General features: G+C 62.0%; 12 protein-coding genes. 11 read left to right on the top strand and 1 reads right to left on the bottom strand.

Annotated features, from left to right (window positions below; all coding sequences use genetic code 11):
• Nucleotides 1–307: 307 nt before the first annotated feature.
• The 11 genes from urtA to ureC all read left to right on the top strand — a co-directional run bounded on the left by urtA (nucleotide 308) and on the right by ureC (nucleotide 10,259).
• Nucleotides 308–1,573, top strand: coding sequence for an urea ABC transporter substrate-binding protein (gene urtA, locus HU722_RS03870; protein ID WP_065874307.1), 1,266 nt, complete (start codon nucleotides 308–310; stop codon nucleotides 1,571–1,573).
• Between the two features lie 142 nt (nucleotides 1,574–1,715).
• Nucleotides 1,716–3,218, top strand: a complete 1,503-nt coding sequence (gene urtB, locus HU722_RS03865; RefSeq protein WP_065879924.1) for an urea ABC transporter permease subunit UrtB — start codon at nucleotides 1,716–1,718, stop codon at nucleotides 3,216–3,218.
• On the top strand, nucleotides 3,218–4,285 hold the full coding sequence (urtC, locus tag HU722_RS03860) for an urea ABC transporter permease subunit UrtC (RefSeq protein ID WP_065874309.1): 1,068 nt from the start codon (nucleotides 3,218–3,220) through the stop codon (nucleotides 4,283–4,285). The genes urtB and urtC overlap by 1 nt, the downstream gene beginning before the upstream one ends.
• Nucleotides 4,282–5,115, top strand: coding sequence for an urea ABC transporter ATP-binding protein UrtD (gene urtD, locus HU722_RS03855; RefSeq protein ID WP_175405767.1), 834 nt, complete (start codon nucleotides 4,282–4,284; stop codon nucleotides 5,113–5,115). Before urtC ends, urtD begins: the two co-directional genes overlap by 4 nt.
• 12 nt (nucleotides 5,116–5,127) lie before the next feature.
• Nucleotides 5,128–5,826, top strand: a complete 699-nt coding sequence (urtE, locus tag HU722_RS03850) for an urea ABC transporter ATP-binding subunit UrtE (protein WP_049710245.1) — start codon at nucleotides 5,128–5,130, stop codon at nucleotides 5,824–5,826.
• Between the two features lie 30 nt (nucleotides 5,827–5,856).
• The gene (locus HU722_RS03845; RefSeq protein ID WP_065874310.1) at nucleotides 5,857–6,696 is read left to right on the top strand and encodes an urease accessory protein UreD; all 840 of its coding nucleotides are present in this window, start codon (nucleotides 5,857–5,859) and stop codon (nucleotides 6,694–6,696) included.
• A 59-nt stretch (nucleotides 6,697–6,755) separates the two neighbouring features.
• Complete coding sequence (gene ureA, locus HU722_RS03840) at nucleotides 6,756–7,058, top strand: urease subunit gamma (RefSeq protein ID WP_003171437.1); 303 nt, start codon at nucleotides 6,756–6,758, stop codon at nucleotides 7,056–7,058.
• Between the two features lie 10 nt (nucleotides 7,059–7,068).
• Nucleotides 7,069–7,581 (top strand): GNAT family N-acetyltransferase, encoded by a 513-nt coding sequence (locus tag HU722_RS03835; protein WP_065879923.1) that lies wholly within the window; start codon nucleotides 7,069–7,071, stop codon nucleotides 7,579–7,581.
• Nucleotides 7,582–7,586: 5 nt separating this feature from the next.
• Entirely contained in the window at nucleotides 7,587–8,120 is a 534-nt protein-coding gene (locus HU722_RS03830; RefSeq protein WP_065889072.1) for a GNAT family N-acetyltransferase, read from the top strand.
• Nucleotides 8,117–8,422 (top strand): urease subunit beta, encoded by a 306-nt coding sequence (locus tag HU722_RS03825; protein WP_065874313.1) that lies wholly within the window; start codon nucleotides 8,117–8,119, stop codon nucleotides 8,420–8,422. The genes HU722_RS03830 and HU722_RS03825 overlap by 4 nt, the downstream gene beginning before the upstream one ends.
• 136 nt (nucleotides 8,423–8,558) lie before the next feature.
• Entirely contained in the window at nucleotides 8,559–10,259 is a 1,701-nt protein-coding gene (gene ureC / locus HU722_RS03820) for an urease subunit alpha (RefSeq protein ID WP_065874314.1), read from the top strand.
• Between the two features lie 100 nt (nucleotides 10,260–10,359).
• Here ureC and HU722_RS03815 read toward each other — a convergent pair whose 3' ends face one another.
• Nucleotides 10,360–17,370 carry an NEL-type E3 ubiquitin ligase domain-containing protein gene (locus HU722_RS03815; RefSeq protein WP_065889074.1) on the bottom strand — a complete coding sequence of 2,337 codons (7,011 nt, stop codon included), beginning with the start codon at nucleotides 17,368–17,370 and terminating at the stop codon, nucleotides 10,360–10,362.
• Nucleotides 17,371–17,405 lie beyond the last annotated feature (35 nt).

The raw sequence follows: 17,405 nt of genomic DNA, 5'->3' as shown, positions 1-17,405 counted from the left end.
TTGAAAGAATGCCTGGGCATAGCGCCCGGCCCCTCATTCTTAGGGCGGGGCGCGTCTTTCAATCGGTAGATAAGTAGCCTGCGGGATCAGCGCTCACCGTTGTCCGGCGTTGGCAGCACGCACCATTACGGCACAGACCCGTGCCCACCCGCTGCAACCGGGAGCCACATTGGTGCGCTAGCAACCTTGCGCTACCCCGCCACGCCATCTGTTCAAGGCTTTTGCGACTTCGGCACACCCCTTGCTATCACCTCTGCAACGTCCCTCATCTGCCACCCATAAAAATATCGGTCACGGAGATCGCACCATGAAGCGTCGCAGCTTGATCAAGGCTTTCACTCTTTCGGCATCCATCGCCGCCATGGGCATGACCTGGACGATCCAGGCTGCCGAGACCATCAAGGTCGGCATCCTGCATTCGCTGTCCGGCACCATGGCGATCTCCGAAACGTCGCTCAAAGACATGGCATTGATGACCATCGACGAGATCAACGCCAAGGGTGGGGTAAACGGAAAGATGCTCGAACCTGTGGTCGTCGACCCGGCGTCGAACTGGCCGCTGTTCGCCGAGAAAGGCCGACAGTTGCTGACCCAGGACAAGGTCGCCGTGGTGTTCGGTTGCTGGACCTCGGTGTCGCGTAAATCGGTATTGCCGGTGTTCGAAGAGCTCAACGGCCTGCTGTTCTACCCGGTTCAATACGAGGGCGAAGAGATGTCGCCAAACGTGTTCTATACCGGTGCGGCGCCGAACCAGCAGGCGATTCCGGCAGTGGAATACCTAATGAGCGAAGAAGGCGGCAGCGCCAAACGCTTCTTCCTGCTGGGCACCGACTACGTGTACCCACGCACCACCAATAAAATCCTGCGCTCGTTCCTGCATTCCAAAGGCGTAGCGGATAAAGATATCGAAGAGGTCTACACCCCGTTCGGCCATGCCGATTACCAAACCATCGTGGCCAACATCAAAAAATTCTCGGCGGGCGGCAAGACCGCTGTGATCTCCACCGTAAACGGCGACTCCAACGTGCCGTTCTATAAGGAACTGGCCAACCAGGGTTTGAAAGCCACCGACGTACCCGTGGTGGCGTTCTCGGTGGGTGAAGAAGAACTGCGCGGCATCGACACCAAGCCGCTGGTGGGCAACCTCGCTGCCTGGAACTACTTCCAGTCGGTGGAGAACCCGGTCAACAAGAAATTTGTCGCCGACTGGAAAGCCTACGCGAAGAAACACAACCTGCCGGGCGCCGACAAAGCCGTGACCAACGACCCGATGGAAGCCACCTACGTGGGCATCCATATGTGGGCGCAGGCGGCTGAAAAAGCCAAGTCCACCGACGTCGACAAAGTGCGTGAAGCACTGGCCGGGCAGACCTTTGCTGCGCCGTCCGGCTTCACCCTGACCATGGACAAGACCAACCATCACCTGCACAAGCCAGTGATGATCGGCGAGATCCAGGCTGACGGGCAGTTCTCGGTGGTGTGGCAGACCCAGGAACCGATCCGGGCGCAGCCGTGGAGCCCGTACATTCCGGGGAATGACAAGAAGCCGGATTATGCCGTGAAGAGCAACTGATCCGAGGGGTGTCGGCACTTGAGTGCAGACACACACCCTGTGGGAGCTGGCTTGCCTGCGATGCAGACGACTCGGTTTGTCTGATGTACCGCTATCGCAGGCAAGCCAGGCTCCCACATTAGTTCGAGCAAGGCCCACGAATATGCCCACTGCCTTCTACCGCTTCATCCTGGCTACCCTGCTGTTGCTGCCTTTCGCCGCACACGCCAGCGACGCCGAAGACTTCCTGTCTGCCAACCCGACCCAACAAGCCAAGCTCCTGCAGGACTGGGCTGCGCAGCCTGACCCGGCGCGTATCGAGTTGGTGGACGCCTTGCAACAAGGCCAACTCACCGTCAACGGCGAGACCAAAACCGTCCGCCTGAACAACCGTCTGCGCGGCTTGATCGACAACGTACGGGCCAGCCAGCAACTGCTCGCCGCCGACCCCAAGGTGCGCCTCGCCGCCGCGCAAACCCTGCAAAAAAGCGCGCAACCTGCGCAGCTGAAATTCCTCGACCAGCAGGTCGCCGCCGAAACAGATGAGGACGTGCACACGGCACTCAGCCTGGCGTTGGCCAATCTGCAACTGGTCGACCCTGATCCCGTGGTGCGCCTTGCCGCTGTGCGCTTACTCGGCAACACCGGCGACCCACTGGCCCGCACCCGCCTTGAGGCGCTGCTGGCACCAGGCGTCGAAACCGATGCCGCCGTGCACACCGCCGCCGAAACCAGCCTGGCCCAGGTCAAACGCAAGTTGATGGTCGGCGAGCTCCTCGGCCAGGCCTTCAGCGGCATGTCCCTGGGCTCGATTCTGTTGCTGGCGGCCCTGGGCCTGGCGATCACCTTCGGCCTGCTCGGCGTGATCAATATGGCCCACGGCGAGATGCTGATGCTCGGCGCCTACTCCACGTATGTGGTGCAAATGCTGATGCAGCGCTACGTGCCGCAAGCCATTGAGTTCTACCCGCTGATCGCGCTGCCGGTGGCGTTTTTTGTCACCGCTGCCATCGGCATGGCGCTGGAGCGCACGGTGATTCGTCACCTGTACGGTCGGCCGCTGGAAACCCTGCTGGCCACCTGGGGCATCAGCCTGATGCTGATCCAGTTGGTGCGCCTGGTGTTCGGCGCGCAGAACGTCGAAGTGTCCAACCCCGAATGGCTGTCGGGCGGGATTCAAGTGCTGCCCAACCTCGTGCTGCCGTACAACCGCATTGTGATCATCGCTTTCGCATTGTGCGTGGTGGTGCTGACCTGGCTGCTGCTGAACAAGACTCGCCTGGGCCTCAACGTGCGTGCCGTGACCCAGAACCGCAACATGGCCGCGTGCTGCGGCGTACCGACAGGCCGCGTGGACATGCTCGCGTTTGGCCTGGGTTCCGGCATTGCCGGGTTGGGCGGTGTGGCGCTGAGTCAGATCGGCAACGTCGGCCCGGACCTGGGCCAGAGCTACATCATCGACTCGTTCCTCGTCGTGGTGCTCGGCGGCGTCGGCCAGTTGGCCGGGAGTGTCATGGCCGCCTTCGGGCTGGGCATCGCCAACAAGATTCTGGAACCACAGATCGGTGCCGTGCTCGGCAAAATCCTGATCCTCGCGCTGATCATTCTGTTTATCCAGAAACGCCCGCAGGGACTCTTCGCACTGAAAGGACGGGTGATCGACTGATGAACCAGCCATTGATGCTTACGGCCGCGCAAAAGGCCGGCCCCAAGGTGACGATTGCCGTCGGCGCAGTGATCCTGATCCTGCTGCTGGCGCTGCCGTTGTGTTCCTTGCTGTCACCGGAAAACCCGCTGCATGTGTCGGCCTACACCCTGACGCTGGTGGGCAAGATCCTCTGCTACGCCATCGTCGCCCTCGCGCTGGACCTGGTGTGGGGCTATGCCGGTATGTTGTCTCTCGGCCACGGTTTGTTCTTTGCCCTGGGCGGCTATGCGATGGGCATGTACTTGATGCGCCAGGCGTCCGGCGATGAGTTGCCGGCGTTCATGACCTTCCTCTCGTGGACGGAATTGCCCTGGTACTGGGTCGGCACCGAGCACTTCCTCTGGGCCATGTGCCTGGTGGTGCTGGCGCCTGGTCTGCTGGCACTGGTCTTTGGTTTCTTCGCCTTCCGCTCGCGGATCAAGGGCGTGTATTTCTCGATCATGACCCAGGCCCTGACCTTCGCCGGGATGCTCCTGTTTTTCCGCAACGAGACTGGTTTTGGCGGCAACAACGGCTTCACCAATTTCCGCAGCATTCTCGGCTTTGGGATTACCGAGCCGGGCACGCGGGCAGTGTTGTTTGTGGCAACGGTGCTGCTGCTGGTGGCGAGCCTGTACATCGGCTGGCGCCTGGCCAAGAGCAAGTTCGGTCGGGTGCTGACCGCCTTGCGCGACGCCGAGAACCGCCTGATGTTCTGCGGCTACGACCCACGTGGCTTCAAGCTGTTCGTGTGGGTGTTGAGCGCGGTGTTGTGTGGGTTGGCCGGGGCGCTGTATGTGCCACAAGTGGGCATCATCAACCCCAGTGAAATGTCGCCGACCAACTCGATTGAAGCGGCGGTGTGGGTGGCCTTGGGCGGGCGAGGGACGTTGATCGGCCCGCTGCTGGGCGCAGGGGTGGTGAATGGCATGAAGAGCTGGTTCACCGTGGCCTTCCCGGAATATTGGCTGTTCTTCCTCGGGGCGCTGTTCATCATCGTCACCCTGTACCTGCCCAAGGGCGTTATCGGTCTGCTGAAGAAATGAGGAACGTCATGCTTGAACCTATTTTCGACGCAGGCAGCGGCCGCGATGCCATCGGCATTGGCCAGGCCGCCGGCAAGGGCCTGAACACCCGCCACGGCACCATCCTGACCCTGGAAGACATCAGCGTCAGCTTCGATGGATTCAAGGCACTCAACGATTTGAACCTGTACATCGGCGTCGGCGAATTGCGCTGCATCATCGGCCCCAACGGCGCGGGCAAGACCACGCTGATGGACGTGATCACCGGCAAGACTCGCCCCAGCCATGGCACCGCCTGGTTTGGCGAAAACCTCGACCTCACCGGTATGAGCGAAGTGCAGATCGCCCAGGCTGGCATTGGGCGCAAGTTCCAGAAGCCCACGGTATTCGAAGCCCTGAGCGTGTTTGAAAACCTGGAGCTGGCGCAGAAGACCGATAAATCGGTGTGGGCCAGCCTGCGCGCACGCCTGAGCGGTGAGCAGAAGGACCGTATCGATGAAGTGCTCGACACCATTCGTCTCATCGCTTCGGCACAGCGCCCGGCCGGCTTGCTGTCCCACGGCCAGAAGCAGTTCCTGGAGATCGGCATGCTCCTGATGCAAGACCCGCAACTGCTGCTGTTGGACGAGCCGGTAGCGGGCATGACCGACGCCGAAACCGAATTCACCGCCGAACTGTTCAAGCGCCTGGCGGGCAAGCACTCGCTGATGGTGGTGGAACATGACATGGGGTTTGTCGGCTCGATTGCCGACCACGTGACCGTGTTGCACCAAGGCAGCGTGCTGGCCGAAGGGTCGCTGGAGCAGGTGCAGGAAAATGAGCGGGTGATCGAGGTCTATCTCGGTCGCTGAGGAGAGTTGAATATGCTGCAAGTCGATAAGTTGCACCAGTATTACGGCGGTAGCCACATCCTGCGCGGGCTGTCCTTTGATGTGAAAGTCGGCGAAGTCACCTGCCTGCTCGGCCGTAACGGCGTAGGCAAGACCACCCTGCTCAAATGCCTGATGGGTCTGCTGCCCTCCAAGGAAGGCGTGGTGAATTGGGAAGGCAAGGCCATCACCGGGTTCAAGCCGCATCAGCGCGTGCATGCCGGGATTGCCTACGTGCCCCAGGGCCGGGAGATTTTTGGTCGGCTGACCGTGGAAGAAAACCTGCTGATGGGGCTCTCGCGTTTTCCGGGCTCAGAAGCCAAGGAAGTGCCCGCCTTCATCTACGAATTGTTCCCGGTGTTGCTGCAAATGAAGCATCGCCGTGGCGGTGACCTGTCCGGCGGCCAGCAACAACAGCTCGCCATCGGCCGGGCCCTGGCCAGCCGTCCGCGCCTGTTGATCCTCGATGAGCCCACCGAAGGCATCCAGCCGTCGGTGATCAAGGAGATCGGCGCGGTGATCAAGAAACTCGCTGAGCGTGGCGATATGGCAATCCTGCTGGTCGAGCAGTTCTACGACTTTGCCGCGGAACTGGCCGATCAATACCTGGTGATGTCCCGGGGTGAAATCGTGCAGCAGGGCCGTGGTGAAAATATGGAAAGCGAGGGTGTACGCGGCCTGGTTACGATCTAACCTGTAGCGTCCTGACGATAAGCGCACAACATGAACCTGCCCCTTACTTCCGCCCTGTTCACCCCCAGCTGGCACGCCGAGCTGGAACTCGGCTACGCGCGTTTCGGCGACACCACGCGCCCGGTGATGCGTCGCCACCTCGGCCCGCTGCGCGTGCAAAAACACCTGTATGCCGAAGGCCCCGAGGTGTGCCAGCACATCATCGTGCACCCGCCGGGCGGGATTGCCGGTGGCGATCGCCTGGACATCAGCGCCCACGTCGGTGCCGGTGCCTGGGCACAGTTGACCAGCCCCGGCGCGGCCAAGTGGTACCGCGCCAACGGGCCGGCGTTTCAGCAGCTCGACCTCAGGGTCGAAGCCGGCGCGACGCTGGAATGGCTACCCCAGGAAACCATTGTATTCAGCGCCGCCCAGGCCGAACTCACCACGCGCATTGAGCTGCAAGGCGATGCGCGACTGTTCTACTGGGACGTGGTCGCCCTCGGTCGCCCGGCCAGTGGCGAGCGTTTTGACCTGGGCCACTTCCAGTCGCACCTGGATATCCGCCGCGACGGCCAGTTGCTCTGGCATGAGCGCCAGCGCATTGTGGGCGCCGACGGTTTGCTCGATTCACCTATCGGCCTGGACGGACAACCGGTGTTTGCCACGCTGTTGCTGACCGCTGATATTGACCCTGAATTACTGGAAACCTGCCGCGCCCTGCCCCACGCGGTGCGTGGCGATCTCACCCAATTGCCCGGCTTGCTGGTGGCCCGTTGTTTGGCCAGCGAAGCGCTGCTGGCACGGGGGTGGTTGATTGATTTATGGCGCGTGTTGCGCCCGGCCGTATTAGGCAGGGAAGCGGTATCACCGAGAATCTGGAGCACATGAAGATCCCACACTGGATCTCCATTGTTGATAAGAATGCTGTCTAAGAGAGACCTTGAACCATGGACCTGACCCCACGGGAAAAAGATAAACTGCTGATCTTCACCGCCGGTTTGGTAGCCGAGCGTCGCCTGGCGCGCGGGGTGAAGCTCAACTACCCGGAAACCATCGCCTACATCTCCGCCGCCTTGATGGAAGGCGCCCGCGACGGCCGCACCGTGGCCGACCTGATGCACTACGGCACCACCCTGCTCAGCCGCGAGCAGGTGATGGAAGGTATCCCGGAAATGATCCCGGATATCCAGGTAGAAGCCACCTTCCCCGACGGCACCAAGCTGGTCACCGTCCACCAACCCATTGCGTAAGAGGCCGGCCATGATTCGTGATGCAACCGAGCAGGACCTGCCTGCGATCCGCGACATCTACAACGATGCGGTGCTGAACACGACGGCGATCTGGAACGAACAACCGGTGGACCTGGCCAACCGTCAGGCCTGGTTCAGCGCGCGCCAGGCTTTGGGGTATCCGATCCTGGTGGCGGTGGAAAACGGCGAAGTCACGGGCTACGCCGCGTTTGGCGACTGGCGCCCGTTCGAGGGCTTCCGCTACAGCGTCGAACACTCGGTGTACGTGCGCAACGACCAACGCGGCAAGGGCCTGGGCCCGCGCTTGATGGAAGCGCTGATCGAACGCGCGCGCGCCTGCGGCAAACACGTGATGGTCGCCGCCATCGAAAGTGGCAACCAGGCCTCTATCCGCCTGCATGAACGCCTGGGGTTCATCACCACCGGGCAGATGCCGCGAGTGGGGATCAAGTTTGGCCGCTGGCTCGACCTCACCTTTATGCAGCTTGCCTTGAATCCGGGCGCAGAACCGCCCCAGGAGTGACACCGATGAACGCTGCTCAACTGCGTCGAGTCCATGCTGAAAGTTTTGCCCACTACCGCCTGGGCTTGATCGAGCTGTTGCTGGACGCGGTCAAGCATGGCGCTTCAGTGGGTTTCATGGCCGATTTCGATGAGGCTCAAGCGCGTGCTTATCTGAACGGCGTGCAGGCGAGTATTGAAGACGCCAGCCTGCTGCTGTGGGTGGTGGTGCGCGACGAAGAGGTGATCGCCAGCGTGCAGTTGGCGCTGTGCCAGAAGGCCAACGGCCTGAACCGCGCCGAGGTGCAAAAACTGCTGGTGCACAGCCGCGCACGGCGCCATGGCCTGGGCCAGCAATTGATGAACGCCCTGGAACTCGCCGCGCGCCAGCACAAGCGCGGCCTGCTGTACCTGGACACCGAGGCTGGCTCCGGCGCCGAAGCCTTCTACCAGTCGCTGCGCTACATCAAGGTCGGCGAACTGCCCGACTACTGCCAAAGCCCGGACGGGCGCTACAGCCCGACCGCTATCTACTTCAAGACCCTGGGGCAACCTGCATGATTCCTGGCGAATATCAGATCCAGCCTGGCGAGATCGAACTCAACGTCGGCCGCCGTACCGTCACCCTTGGCGTAGCCAACAGCGGCGATCGGCCGATCCAGGTGGGCTCGCATTATCATTTTTTCGAGACGAATGACGCGCTGACGTTTGACCGTGCGGCGAGCCGTGGCATGCGTTTGAATATTCCGGCGGGGACAGCGGTGCGGTTTGAGCCGGGGCAGAGTCGTGAGGTCGAGTTGGTGGATTTGAGCGGTGGGCGGCGGGTGTTCGGTTTTGCCGGACGCATTATGGGTGATCTCTAGGGCCTCATCGCAGGCAAGCCAGCTCCCACATGGGACTGTATTCACAAATCCAAATGTGTGAACACAGTCCCATGTGGGAGCTGGCTTGCCTGCGATAGCTATTTCACATTCAACACAAATATTTCAGGGCAGACACATGAAGATCTCCAGACAAGCCTACGCCGACATGTACGGCCCCACCGTCGGTGACAAAGTCCGCCTGGCCGACACTGACCTGTTCCTCGAAGTCGAACAGGACTTCACCGTCTACGGCGAAGAAGTCAAATTCGGCGGCGGCAAGGTCATCCGCGACGGTCAGGGTCAAAGCCAATTACTCGCCCATGAAGTCGTCGACACGCTGATCACCAACGCGCTGATCATCGACCACTGGGGCATCGTCAAGGCCGATGTCGGCCTGAAGAACGGGCGCATCCACGCCATCGGCAAAGCCGGCAACCCGGACATCCAGCCCGGCGTGACCATGGCCATCGGCGCCAGTACCGAAGTGATCGCCGGTGAGGGCATGATCCTCACCGCCGGCGGCATCGACAGCCACGTGCATTTCATCTGCCCGCAGCAGATCGAAGAAGCGCTGACCAGCGGCGTCACCACCATGATCGGCGGCGGCACGGGGCCGGCCACGGGCACAAACGCCACCACCTGCACCTCCGGCCCCTGGCACTTGGCGCGCATGCTCCAGGCCAGCGATTCGTTCCCGATGAACATCGGTTTTACCGGCAAGGGCAACGCCAGCCTGCCGGAGCCGTTGATCGAACAGGTCAAGGCCGGCGCCATCGGTTTGAAGCTGCACGAAGACTGGGGCACCACACCCGCGAGCATCGACAACTGCCTGAGCGTCGCCGACCAATACGACGTGCAGGTAGCGATCCACAGCGACACCCTCAACGAATCCGGCTTCGTTGAAACCACCCTGGCCGCGCTCAAGGGCCGCACCATCCACACCTACCACACCGAGGGTGCCGGTGGGGGGCACGCGCCGGATATCATCAAGGCCTGCGGCTTCGCCAACGTGCTCCCCAGCTCCACCAACCCGACGCGGCCGTTCACACGCAATACCATCGACGAACACCTGGACATGCTGATGGTCTGCCATCACCTGGACCCGAGCATTGCCGAAGACGTAGCCTTCGCGGAAAGCCGCATCCGCCGCGAAACCATCGCCGCCGAAGACATCCTGCACGACCTCGGCGCGTTCTCGATGATCAGCTCCGACAGCCAGGCCATGGGCCGTGTCGGCGAGGTGATCACGCGCACCTGGCAGACCGCCGACAAGATGAAACGCCAGCGCGGCGCCCTGCCTGGCGATGGCCCGGGCAACGACAATTTCCGCATCAAGCGCTACATCGCCAAGTACACCATCAACCCGGCGATCACCCACGGCGTGAGCCATATCGTCGGGTCTATCGAAGTCGGCAAATGGGCCGACCTGGTGCTGTGGCGCCCAGCTTTTTTCGGGGTCAAGCCGACACTGATCCTCAAGGGCGGCGCGATTGCCTCGAGCCTGATGGGCGACGCCAACGCCTCAATCCCGACGCCACAACCGGTGCACTACCGCCCGATGTTCGCCAGCTTCGGCAGCTCCCTGCACGCTACCAGCCTGACCTTTATCAGCCAGGCCGCCCAGGACGCCGGATTGCCCGAAGCCCTGGGCCTGAAAAAGCAGATCGCCGTGGTCAAGGGTTGCCGCTCGGTGCAGAAAACCGACCTGATCCACAACGATTACTTGCCTGACATCGAGGTCGACCCGCAGACCTATCAGGTCAAGGCCGACGGCGTACTGCTGTGGTGCGAACCGGCCGAGGTGCTGCCGATGGCGCAGCGTTACTTCCTGTTCTGAGCCCCCCATGAGCGGGTGGATAACGGAGCACAGGGTGTTGATGCGCCCCTCGCCGAGGGCGTACATGTGCGAGTGACACTCACCGTTGCCCATCATCTGCTCAGGAGAATTGGTTTTTTATCATGCCGTCGGTGTACTGATAATCCCAGCGCAGTTCGACGCCCGCCGGAATGTCTTCGGTCGCAAACGCGGCATTCAACGAAAACGCCTCGCGGGCACCGGAGCGGCTGGTTGCATACACCGCTTCGGCCCGGAAAGGCACCACTTCGACGTTATATCCCCCTTCTGCCTGGCGTATGGGTTTGCCGTCGGCGTCGTATTCAAAGTGGGTGTTCATCCTGGAAATAATGTTGTCACCCACCAGCGTGATCGGCTCGACTTCCGGTGCCTTGGTGTGGCCAACGACCATGCCAAAGGTGCTGCTTGCGTCCGCAACGAGCCCACGAGGGAGAATCGTCCCCCCGTAAACCCCGAGGATTTCACCTTTTGCAATTCGCCGATTCGCCACCACCATGGACTGGCCGATCAACCCCCGTTCACCGGGCACCTTCACATCCTCGGCGGTAAAGGTGCGCAATTGCAGCTTTTCGTCATACAGCGCCGCGACGCGCTCATAGCCTTCGAATTGGATGTAGGGTTTGATTTGCGCCGAGCTATAGCGATGGCCCTCAGCGGTTGTAACCCGACTCTCCAAGCCTCGAATGCGAATCGGCCGGCCCTGGTAATCCCTTAAAGGGTACTTGCCGTTATTGGCACGGTTATACGTGCCCAGGCGGTTGTCCAGGTTGATGAAGTGGGTTTCATGCCGCATGAAATCCAACTCGGCACGGGTGTAGGGTTTGACCTGCATTGATTCCGAAGCCAATTCGAACTCGTCGTCGGGAACGTCCGCTTTCATTCCCCCCGACAAGCCCCTGCGCTTCCAGGCACCGGCTATGTCCGGCTTGGCGACGATACCGGCGCTGACCAATACAAACGGATTCTTCGGGTCCTGGACGCGCAACACATAGTGCAGCCCATCACCGGCATCAGGCAGACTGGCGATGAAGTAAGGCTTGCCCTCGTACTCGATCTTCTCGGCCTCGGAAAGCCGCAACACCAGCGAGGGTTCGGCCAAGGTTTGAATCTCGCCATGGGGCATCAGGTATTCGGCGATTTCCTGGCGACTCAGGCGCTCCATCAAGCTCGCTTCCTCGATCGCCAGTTGCGCCTGCATGTCCTTGGCCCGGGCCTCGTAGTTGCCCTCGGACAGCGTGCCCGCATCGACCCTGTCACGCAGCTGCGCTAAACGTTCCTGGTATGGCAGGCTCTGGGCACCGAATTGCGTACGGTATTTGTGGGTCACGTAGTCCTGCCAGAACTCCCGCGACATCAAGGCCTGGAATTCCTGCGGCGACTCGTTGAGCTGGATGATCCGGTCGTAGGTGGCATCTAGCGTCGCCTGGCTGACCCCGACCATGTTGGTAAACCGTGCGATGTGCGGCTGGCCAGGCAGGTCCAGTTGCTTGGCGCCGGGCGCCTCCGGCCCCTTGAGCCCCATGCGATAGGCCAGTCGAATTTCCACCTCTTCGAGCAGGTCGATCTGGCGTTGCTTCTGGCTGGCGGACAAGCCCTTTGCGTTGTTGATGCGCGCCTTGCGTGCCTCGATATCGGCCAGGGCGGTTTTTTCCACTTCGTCCAGGCGCAACAGGCCCCTGGACAACTTGATCAGCGCCGCCCCCTGGGTTTCATCGGTCGCCAAGGCGCGTGCCCGATACACCATGGCCCTGATTTCCAGGTTGCTGAACGACAAGGCCGCACGATCACAACACGCAGCGCGCCCGGCCCAGTCGAACATCTCCTGGCGCAGTGCATGGGATTCAGCCGTGTTCTCGGTGATGGTATCGATCACCTCCCACACCCGCTGTTGCAGCTCATCGCCGTCACCCTCGGGCCTGATCAGGTCGTCGAGCATCTGGAAAAATCCATCCGAACCTTCTTGCTCGCGCAACGCCAGCCACTGCTGCTGGCGCGCCGCGATTTGCTCGGCGGACAGCCCACGGGTCCAACGCTGGATCCGTGCATCCACGGTCGGCGCCATACGGAAACTTGCGCCCGAGGTCCTGGCAGTCATCACCAATAAGTTGATGTCACTACCTTGCGTGATCCCGGCCTCGTGCAGGCGCTCGCTATAGGTGTTCACGCGCGCCAACGTCTCGGCAGTGAAGGAGTTATCGGTGACATTGGTGATGTTGTTGAGGCGTGCCGATTGCGCCAACTGATCGTCCGGTGGCGCGATCACCGAGTCGGGAATGTTGGTGAGCCTATTACTGCGCAGGTTGATCTTATCCAGCGCCGGTTGCGCCCCCAGGCCGGTGGGCCAGGTGTCAATGCCGGTAGCGTCCAGACTCAGGGAGCGCATATCGGTTATCAAGCTGAAATCCGGGGTCAGGCCCAGTGGATTGTTGTCCATCCATAACGCACGCAGCGTGGTGCGCTGCGCCAGGATCTGCGCGCTCTCAGGGGTCAGGCGGATCAGGTTTTTCTGCAGGAACAACCGCGTCAACCCATGCATCTCGCCCAAGGCCGGCGGCAGTTCGCGAAGGCGGTTGTTGGACAGGTCCAACCAGCGCACGCCGCGAAAGCGCGACAGGAACTGCTCAGGAGAAACGGTCAGGTTCATGTTGTTCAGCTTCAGCGACCCCACATGACCGAAATCGGCTTCCAGCTCCGGCAGGGCCGGCAGGTTCAAGCCGCTGAGGTCGAGCTCCAGGCCGATGGGGGTGCCGTCACTCGCCAGTTTCTGCGCGGTTGCCCGCCGCCAGCAGTTGAGGATACGACTCTTGGCTTCGAAACGATCGATCTGTACATCGGCGTTGAGCCGGCGTTGATAGGCCCGCACATAGGTATTGGGCGCGCGGGCATTTTCATTGGTGCCGGAAAACGCCCAACCGTTGAGTTGCTGGTTCAAGCCGATGAACTCGACTTCGCGTTGTTGCAACTGCTGCGCGGCGTCTTCCCCCAAGGCCCAGATATAGTCCCGGGCCTGGGCAATGCTGTAGTGGGGGTACATGCGCCGCACCTGGGCGATCTGCGGCGTCTCGATGGCAAATGCATCGTCGATGCCGCTGTCAGGCAGTGCCGGTTCACGTCGCTTGAGGCGGCGCCAATACTGGTCGAGTTCGGCAGCCGTCTCGAGGGAAAACGGATTGCCGAGCATCACGGTCACGCCGTTGATGCGGGCAATGCGCTCGAGGTCCTCAGCGGGCGGGTTCAAGTGCTCGGGTGGTATGTTCCTCAACCAATTGTGGCTCAGGTCCAGGCGTTGCAAGGCCGCCTGATCGCGCAGGCCCCGGGGCCACTGGGTGATGCTGGTATGGCTCAGGTCGAGGTTTTTCAAATGCGGCATGCCGCTGACATCCGGCGTGATGCCCAGCGGGTTGCCGGATAGGTCGAGGGTTTCCAACGCACGCATGCCAGCCAGTCTCTGCGCACTTTCAACGGTCAGGCACACGTTATTGGATCGCAACCATAAGTGGGTCAGGTCACCCATGGCCGTGATCGACTCAGGCAGTTCGTTGAGGCTGGCCTCGGCCATACGCAGATGCTTGAGCCGGGGGAAATTGGCCAGGAACCGCTGCCCTGAGGGTGCCCAGGCGATACGGGTCAGTTCGAGTTCGTCGACATGGCTGAAATCGGCGCTCAAGGCCGGCAGCGGCAGGCCTTCACTGCCGCTGATGTGCAGGCTGCGTCCGGTTTCCCGGCGCCAGCAGCGCTTGATCTGGTTCGCCAGGTTGCCCACATACCCTCCCCGTCGATCAAAGGCCGTGGCCGTCATTTGCGGGGCGTGGGTACGCACCCAGCTTTTGAGGTCGTGCTCAAGGCTGGCATATTCGCTTTCCAGGCGCGACAGGCTGCCACGTACATCAGGCCCCAGGTTCTGGATGAAGGCCCCTACATCGGCGTCGCCGAAGGTCGGATACAGGCGCCGTACCCGCGCCTCGGGGGTGCGAAACACGTTGGTGGTCGAGGTCACCAGTTGCTGCAGACCGCGCCCGCCACCCAACAGGCGCAACGACGGATCATAGGCCGGTTTGCGGATCGGATTATCCAGCAGCACCGTGCGTAATGCCGCCCGTGGCAATGGCTTTCGCTGGATCGCAGCCTTGAGCTGGGCGCTGTCGGCGATTCCCAGGTTTTGCCGTTCGCTGGCCGACAACAATTGCCAGGCCGCCGTGTAGAAATCCCCGTGTTCATCAAGCACCAGGCTGCGCGCTGCGCCATGGTCCGGGGAGCCGATGGCATCCAGCACCTTGCCTTGGGCCGAGTGGTAGCGCAGTTCCACGCGCGTACCCCGGCGCCAGCCGGGCAGGGTTTCAAGGGTGCGCAGGGCCAGGCGCTGGCTGTCAAGATCGCTGGGGGTACCCAGCAGCACCCCCTCATAGGCGCGCGCGGCGCGGGTTTCTTGTTCGTACCAGCGTACCTGTTCGGCCAATGGCTCGGGCAAGCGTTCGCTGTCGCGAAACAACTGGCGTTCTTCAGGGCTCAAGCGCTCCAGTACCCGCGAGGCGATGGCCGACGGCAGGCTGCGATGCTCGGCAAGCAGGCGCTGCACATCGGGGTCGGCGCTACGGGTGCGAGCCGTATAGCGTTCCTCGACCAGCGCGGCCTTGATAGTTTCGGCGCTTTGCGCGAGATAGCTGCGTAGTTTGCCGGCGCGGGATGCCAGGGCGTCGGCGGACGAACCGGGCATTTCCTTTAAGACGTCAGGGTAACCTTCCAGGCTGAATAGCAACTGATCGAGGGCCTCGCCACGCGCCAGATGCGTCGGGCTGAGCACCACCACATGGCGTTTGAGGGTGCTGGCCGTCGGGTCGTCCCATAGCACCTTGCCGGCGCGGTCCATCACGCGCAGCTTCGGCGCACCGGAAAGCAGGCCACGGCGCTGCATCAGGTGCATCTGCAAAGCCACATCGGCCTTGGCGTACACCGCAGGCTCGGCACTGGCGAGTTGCTCGATAAAGCCCGTCATTTCGCGGTGGATGGCAATACGCTGCAGGCTATCGGCAAGCAATAACGGGACGGACTCATGGTCCACGTGGGCGGCGCGCAACACGTCGGTATCAATCCCGCTGCTGACTTGCGCCAACTGCACGGCATCGCTCGAATAGCCAAGGCGACGCCGTACGGTCGCGTCATCCCAGGTCAACGGTGCTTCACCTTCGTGGTGCCAGGCGCCCTCTTGGTTGTGCTCAAGCCCCGGCGCATAGGCGTCCGGCCGCGTGGGATGCTGGATACGGTACTCGCCATTATGCGGGTCGTGCTGCACCGCATAATGCTCGCCTTCCAGCGGCAGCAGCGCCTGGCCTTCATGGTGATACAGGCCCAGTTCATCGGATCGCGCGTCGGGGGGCAGCTCGACGTTGGCCTTGTAGGGTGTCAGGTCGTTTTTCCACAGTTTCTGCTCACCGGACGGCAAGGTCACCGGCTTGAGGTTTTCGATCACCGGCGGCGGGCGCAGTACACGCCCGAGCACTGCGCCACCGCCGGCCATCAGCGCCATCTGCGCAAGATTTTCCGCGACGTCAGTGATATGCCCGACCGCGGCTTCGCGATCGCCTTCGCTCCATTCGATTGCGCCGTCAAAGGTCTCATATAGCAGTTGCCCGGCCATCACCCCGAGCATCACCTCGCCCAACACCGGCACGAACATCGACACCAGGTTCAGCCCGAACAGACCCGCCTGCTCAAGCGCGGCGATCTTGCGGGCCCGCGCACGCGCATCCACATCCGCGGTGGGTACCGCGTGCTGGCGGGCATCGGCGATCAGCTTGTCACGCAGCCGGTCGGCGTTGTGCTCCCACAGTGCGACGTTTTCTTCCCACAGGCCGCGCTTTGAAATCACCCGGATGTAGAAATTCGGGTCCTTGATCGGCTCCCGGGGGGCCGGCGACTTGGGCGGCAGCTCTTTGGGCGCGAGCAGGATCGACACGGTGGCCGACACAAAGGGCAGCACGTATTGGTTGATGGCCGAACCGACAGTCGACAGGATCTGAGCCTTGGTGGTGCTGCCCTCCTGGGTCAAGCGACTGTAAAATACCGGCTGGTCGGCATAGGCCAGGAACTGCGCGAAATAGCGCGGGTAGCGGCCAGGCCCCTTGCTGTCGGCGGCCATCAACTGGCGCGTCAACTCGCCTTCCAGGGCATGGGAGTTGGGGTATTTTTTCAGCGGGTGCACGGGATCATGGGGCAGGTAGACCAGTACTTCAGAGGAATACTGGTACTTGTCCACCGGCACGAACACGGTGCAGCCGCTCAGGCGCAGGCCCATGATGCTCAGGTCGCTGAACCACACCGGCTTACCGCCTTGCTGCACATCGCGGTGGCCGGCGAGCACTGCTTCGATCACAGCATAATCGCCAGGGCCAATGTCCTGCTGCAGCAGGGCCAGGTAGGCCGCCGCCTGCAGCGCATCTTTTTCGGCGCGGATCACCAATGGCCGCAGCGTCGCTTCGTTGCTGTCGAAGAATGCCTTGAGATGGCGCTGGTACAGGTCGCCAATGTCGACGGCGCGACAGAACCGCAGCAAGCGTTCTACAGACATCGAGGAGGTGACTGCTGCGCTGTTGTCCGCATCGCCGACGCGTAAGCCCGATGACCTGTCAAAGGCACCCTCCACGCACTCGCGCTCTTCAAAGTTGTGCAAGGCGGCCTGCAGCAGGGTGAGCTTGAGCACGGAATATTCACCGATCTTGATTTCCAGCGCGCCCAGGGCAATCGGTTTGCGCAGGTGCAGCCAGGTGGTGTCCAGATCCAGTTCGATGTTGAACGTTTTCTTGAGCCGTTCGGCCAGTATGGGTTTGGCGAACGCCTCGACCGTCTGCAACGGCGCCATGGCCTGGTCCAAGGCATTTTGCGAGTCGGCGCTGGCCTCGTTGTAGCGCTTGAGCTGCTGGCGCTGGTCGTCCGGAAGGCTTACGAGCCACTCCAGGGGCTGGGTGGAGGCGCTCTTGAACGCCTCGCGAGTGGGTGCGGCGGCCTTGATCAACCACTGCGGCGTGTTCTGTTTGATCAGCGCATATTCAGCCGTGAGCGGCTCGGTCTGGGCGGCCGGGGGGGTGCCTGCGGGCATGGTGTCTCTCCAGTTAATGTAAGAGTCACAGCACA

Origin of the sequence: Pseudomonas tritici (assembly GCF_014268275.3) — a bacterium.
Classification (GTDB): Bacteria; Pseudomonadota; Gammaproteobacteria; order Pseudomonadales; family Pseudomonadaceae; genus Aquipseudomonas; species Aquipseudomonas tritici.
This window is presented reverse-complemented; position numbering and strand designations above follow the sequence as displayed.

Coding starts and splice junctions, on each gene's coding strand:
- HU722_RS03815 (WP_065889074.1), bottom strand. CDS start 17,370: ATGCCCGCAGGCACCCCCCCGGCCGCCCAGACCGAGCCGCTCACGGCT.
- urtD (WP_175405767.1), top strand. CDS start 4,282: ATGAGGAACGTCATGCTTGAACCTATTTTCGACGCAGGCAGCGGCCGC.
- urtC (WP_065874309.1), top strand. CDS start 3,218: ATGAACCAGCCATTGATGCTTACGGCCGCGCAAAAGGCCGGCCCCAAG.
- ureC (WP_065874314.1), top strand. CDS start 8,559: ATGAAGATCTCCAGACAAGCCTACGCCGACATGTACGGCCCCACCGTC.
- HU722_RS03830 (WP_065889072.1), top strand. CDS start 7,587: ATGAACGCTGCTCAACTGCGTCGAGTCCATGCTGAAAGTTTTGCCCAC.
- HU722_RS03835 (WP_065879923.1), top strand. CDS start 7,069: ATGATTCGTGATGCAACCGAGCAGGACCTGCCTGCGATCCGCGACATC.
- HU722_RS03845 (WP_065874310.1), top strand. CDS start 5,857: ATGAACCTGCCCCTTACTTCCGCCCTGTTCACCCCCAGCTGGCACGCC.
- urtE (WP_049710245.1), top strand. CDS start 5,128: ATGCTGCAAGTCGATAAGTTGCACCAGTATTACGGCGGTAGCCACATC.
- ureA (WP_003171437.1), top strand. CDS start 6,756: ATGGACCTGACCCCACGGGAAAAAGATAAACTGCTGATCTTCACCGCC.
- urtB (WP_065879924.1), top strand. CDS start 1,716: ATGCCCACTGCCTTCTACCGCTTCATCCTGGCTACCCTGCTGTTGCTG.
- urtA (WP_065874307.1), top strand. CDS start 308: ATGAAGCGTCGCAGCTTGATCAAGGCTTTCACTCTTTCGGCATCCATC.
- HU722_RS03825 (WP_065874313.1), top strand. CDS start 8,117: ATGATTCCTGGCGAATATCAGATCCAGCCTGGCGAGATCGAACTCAAC.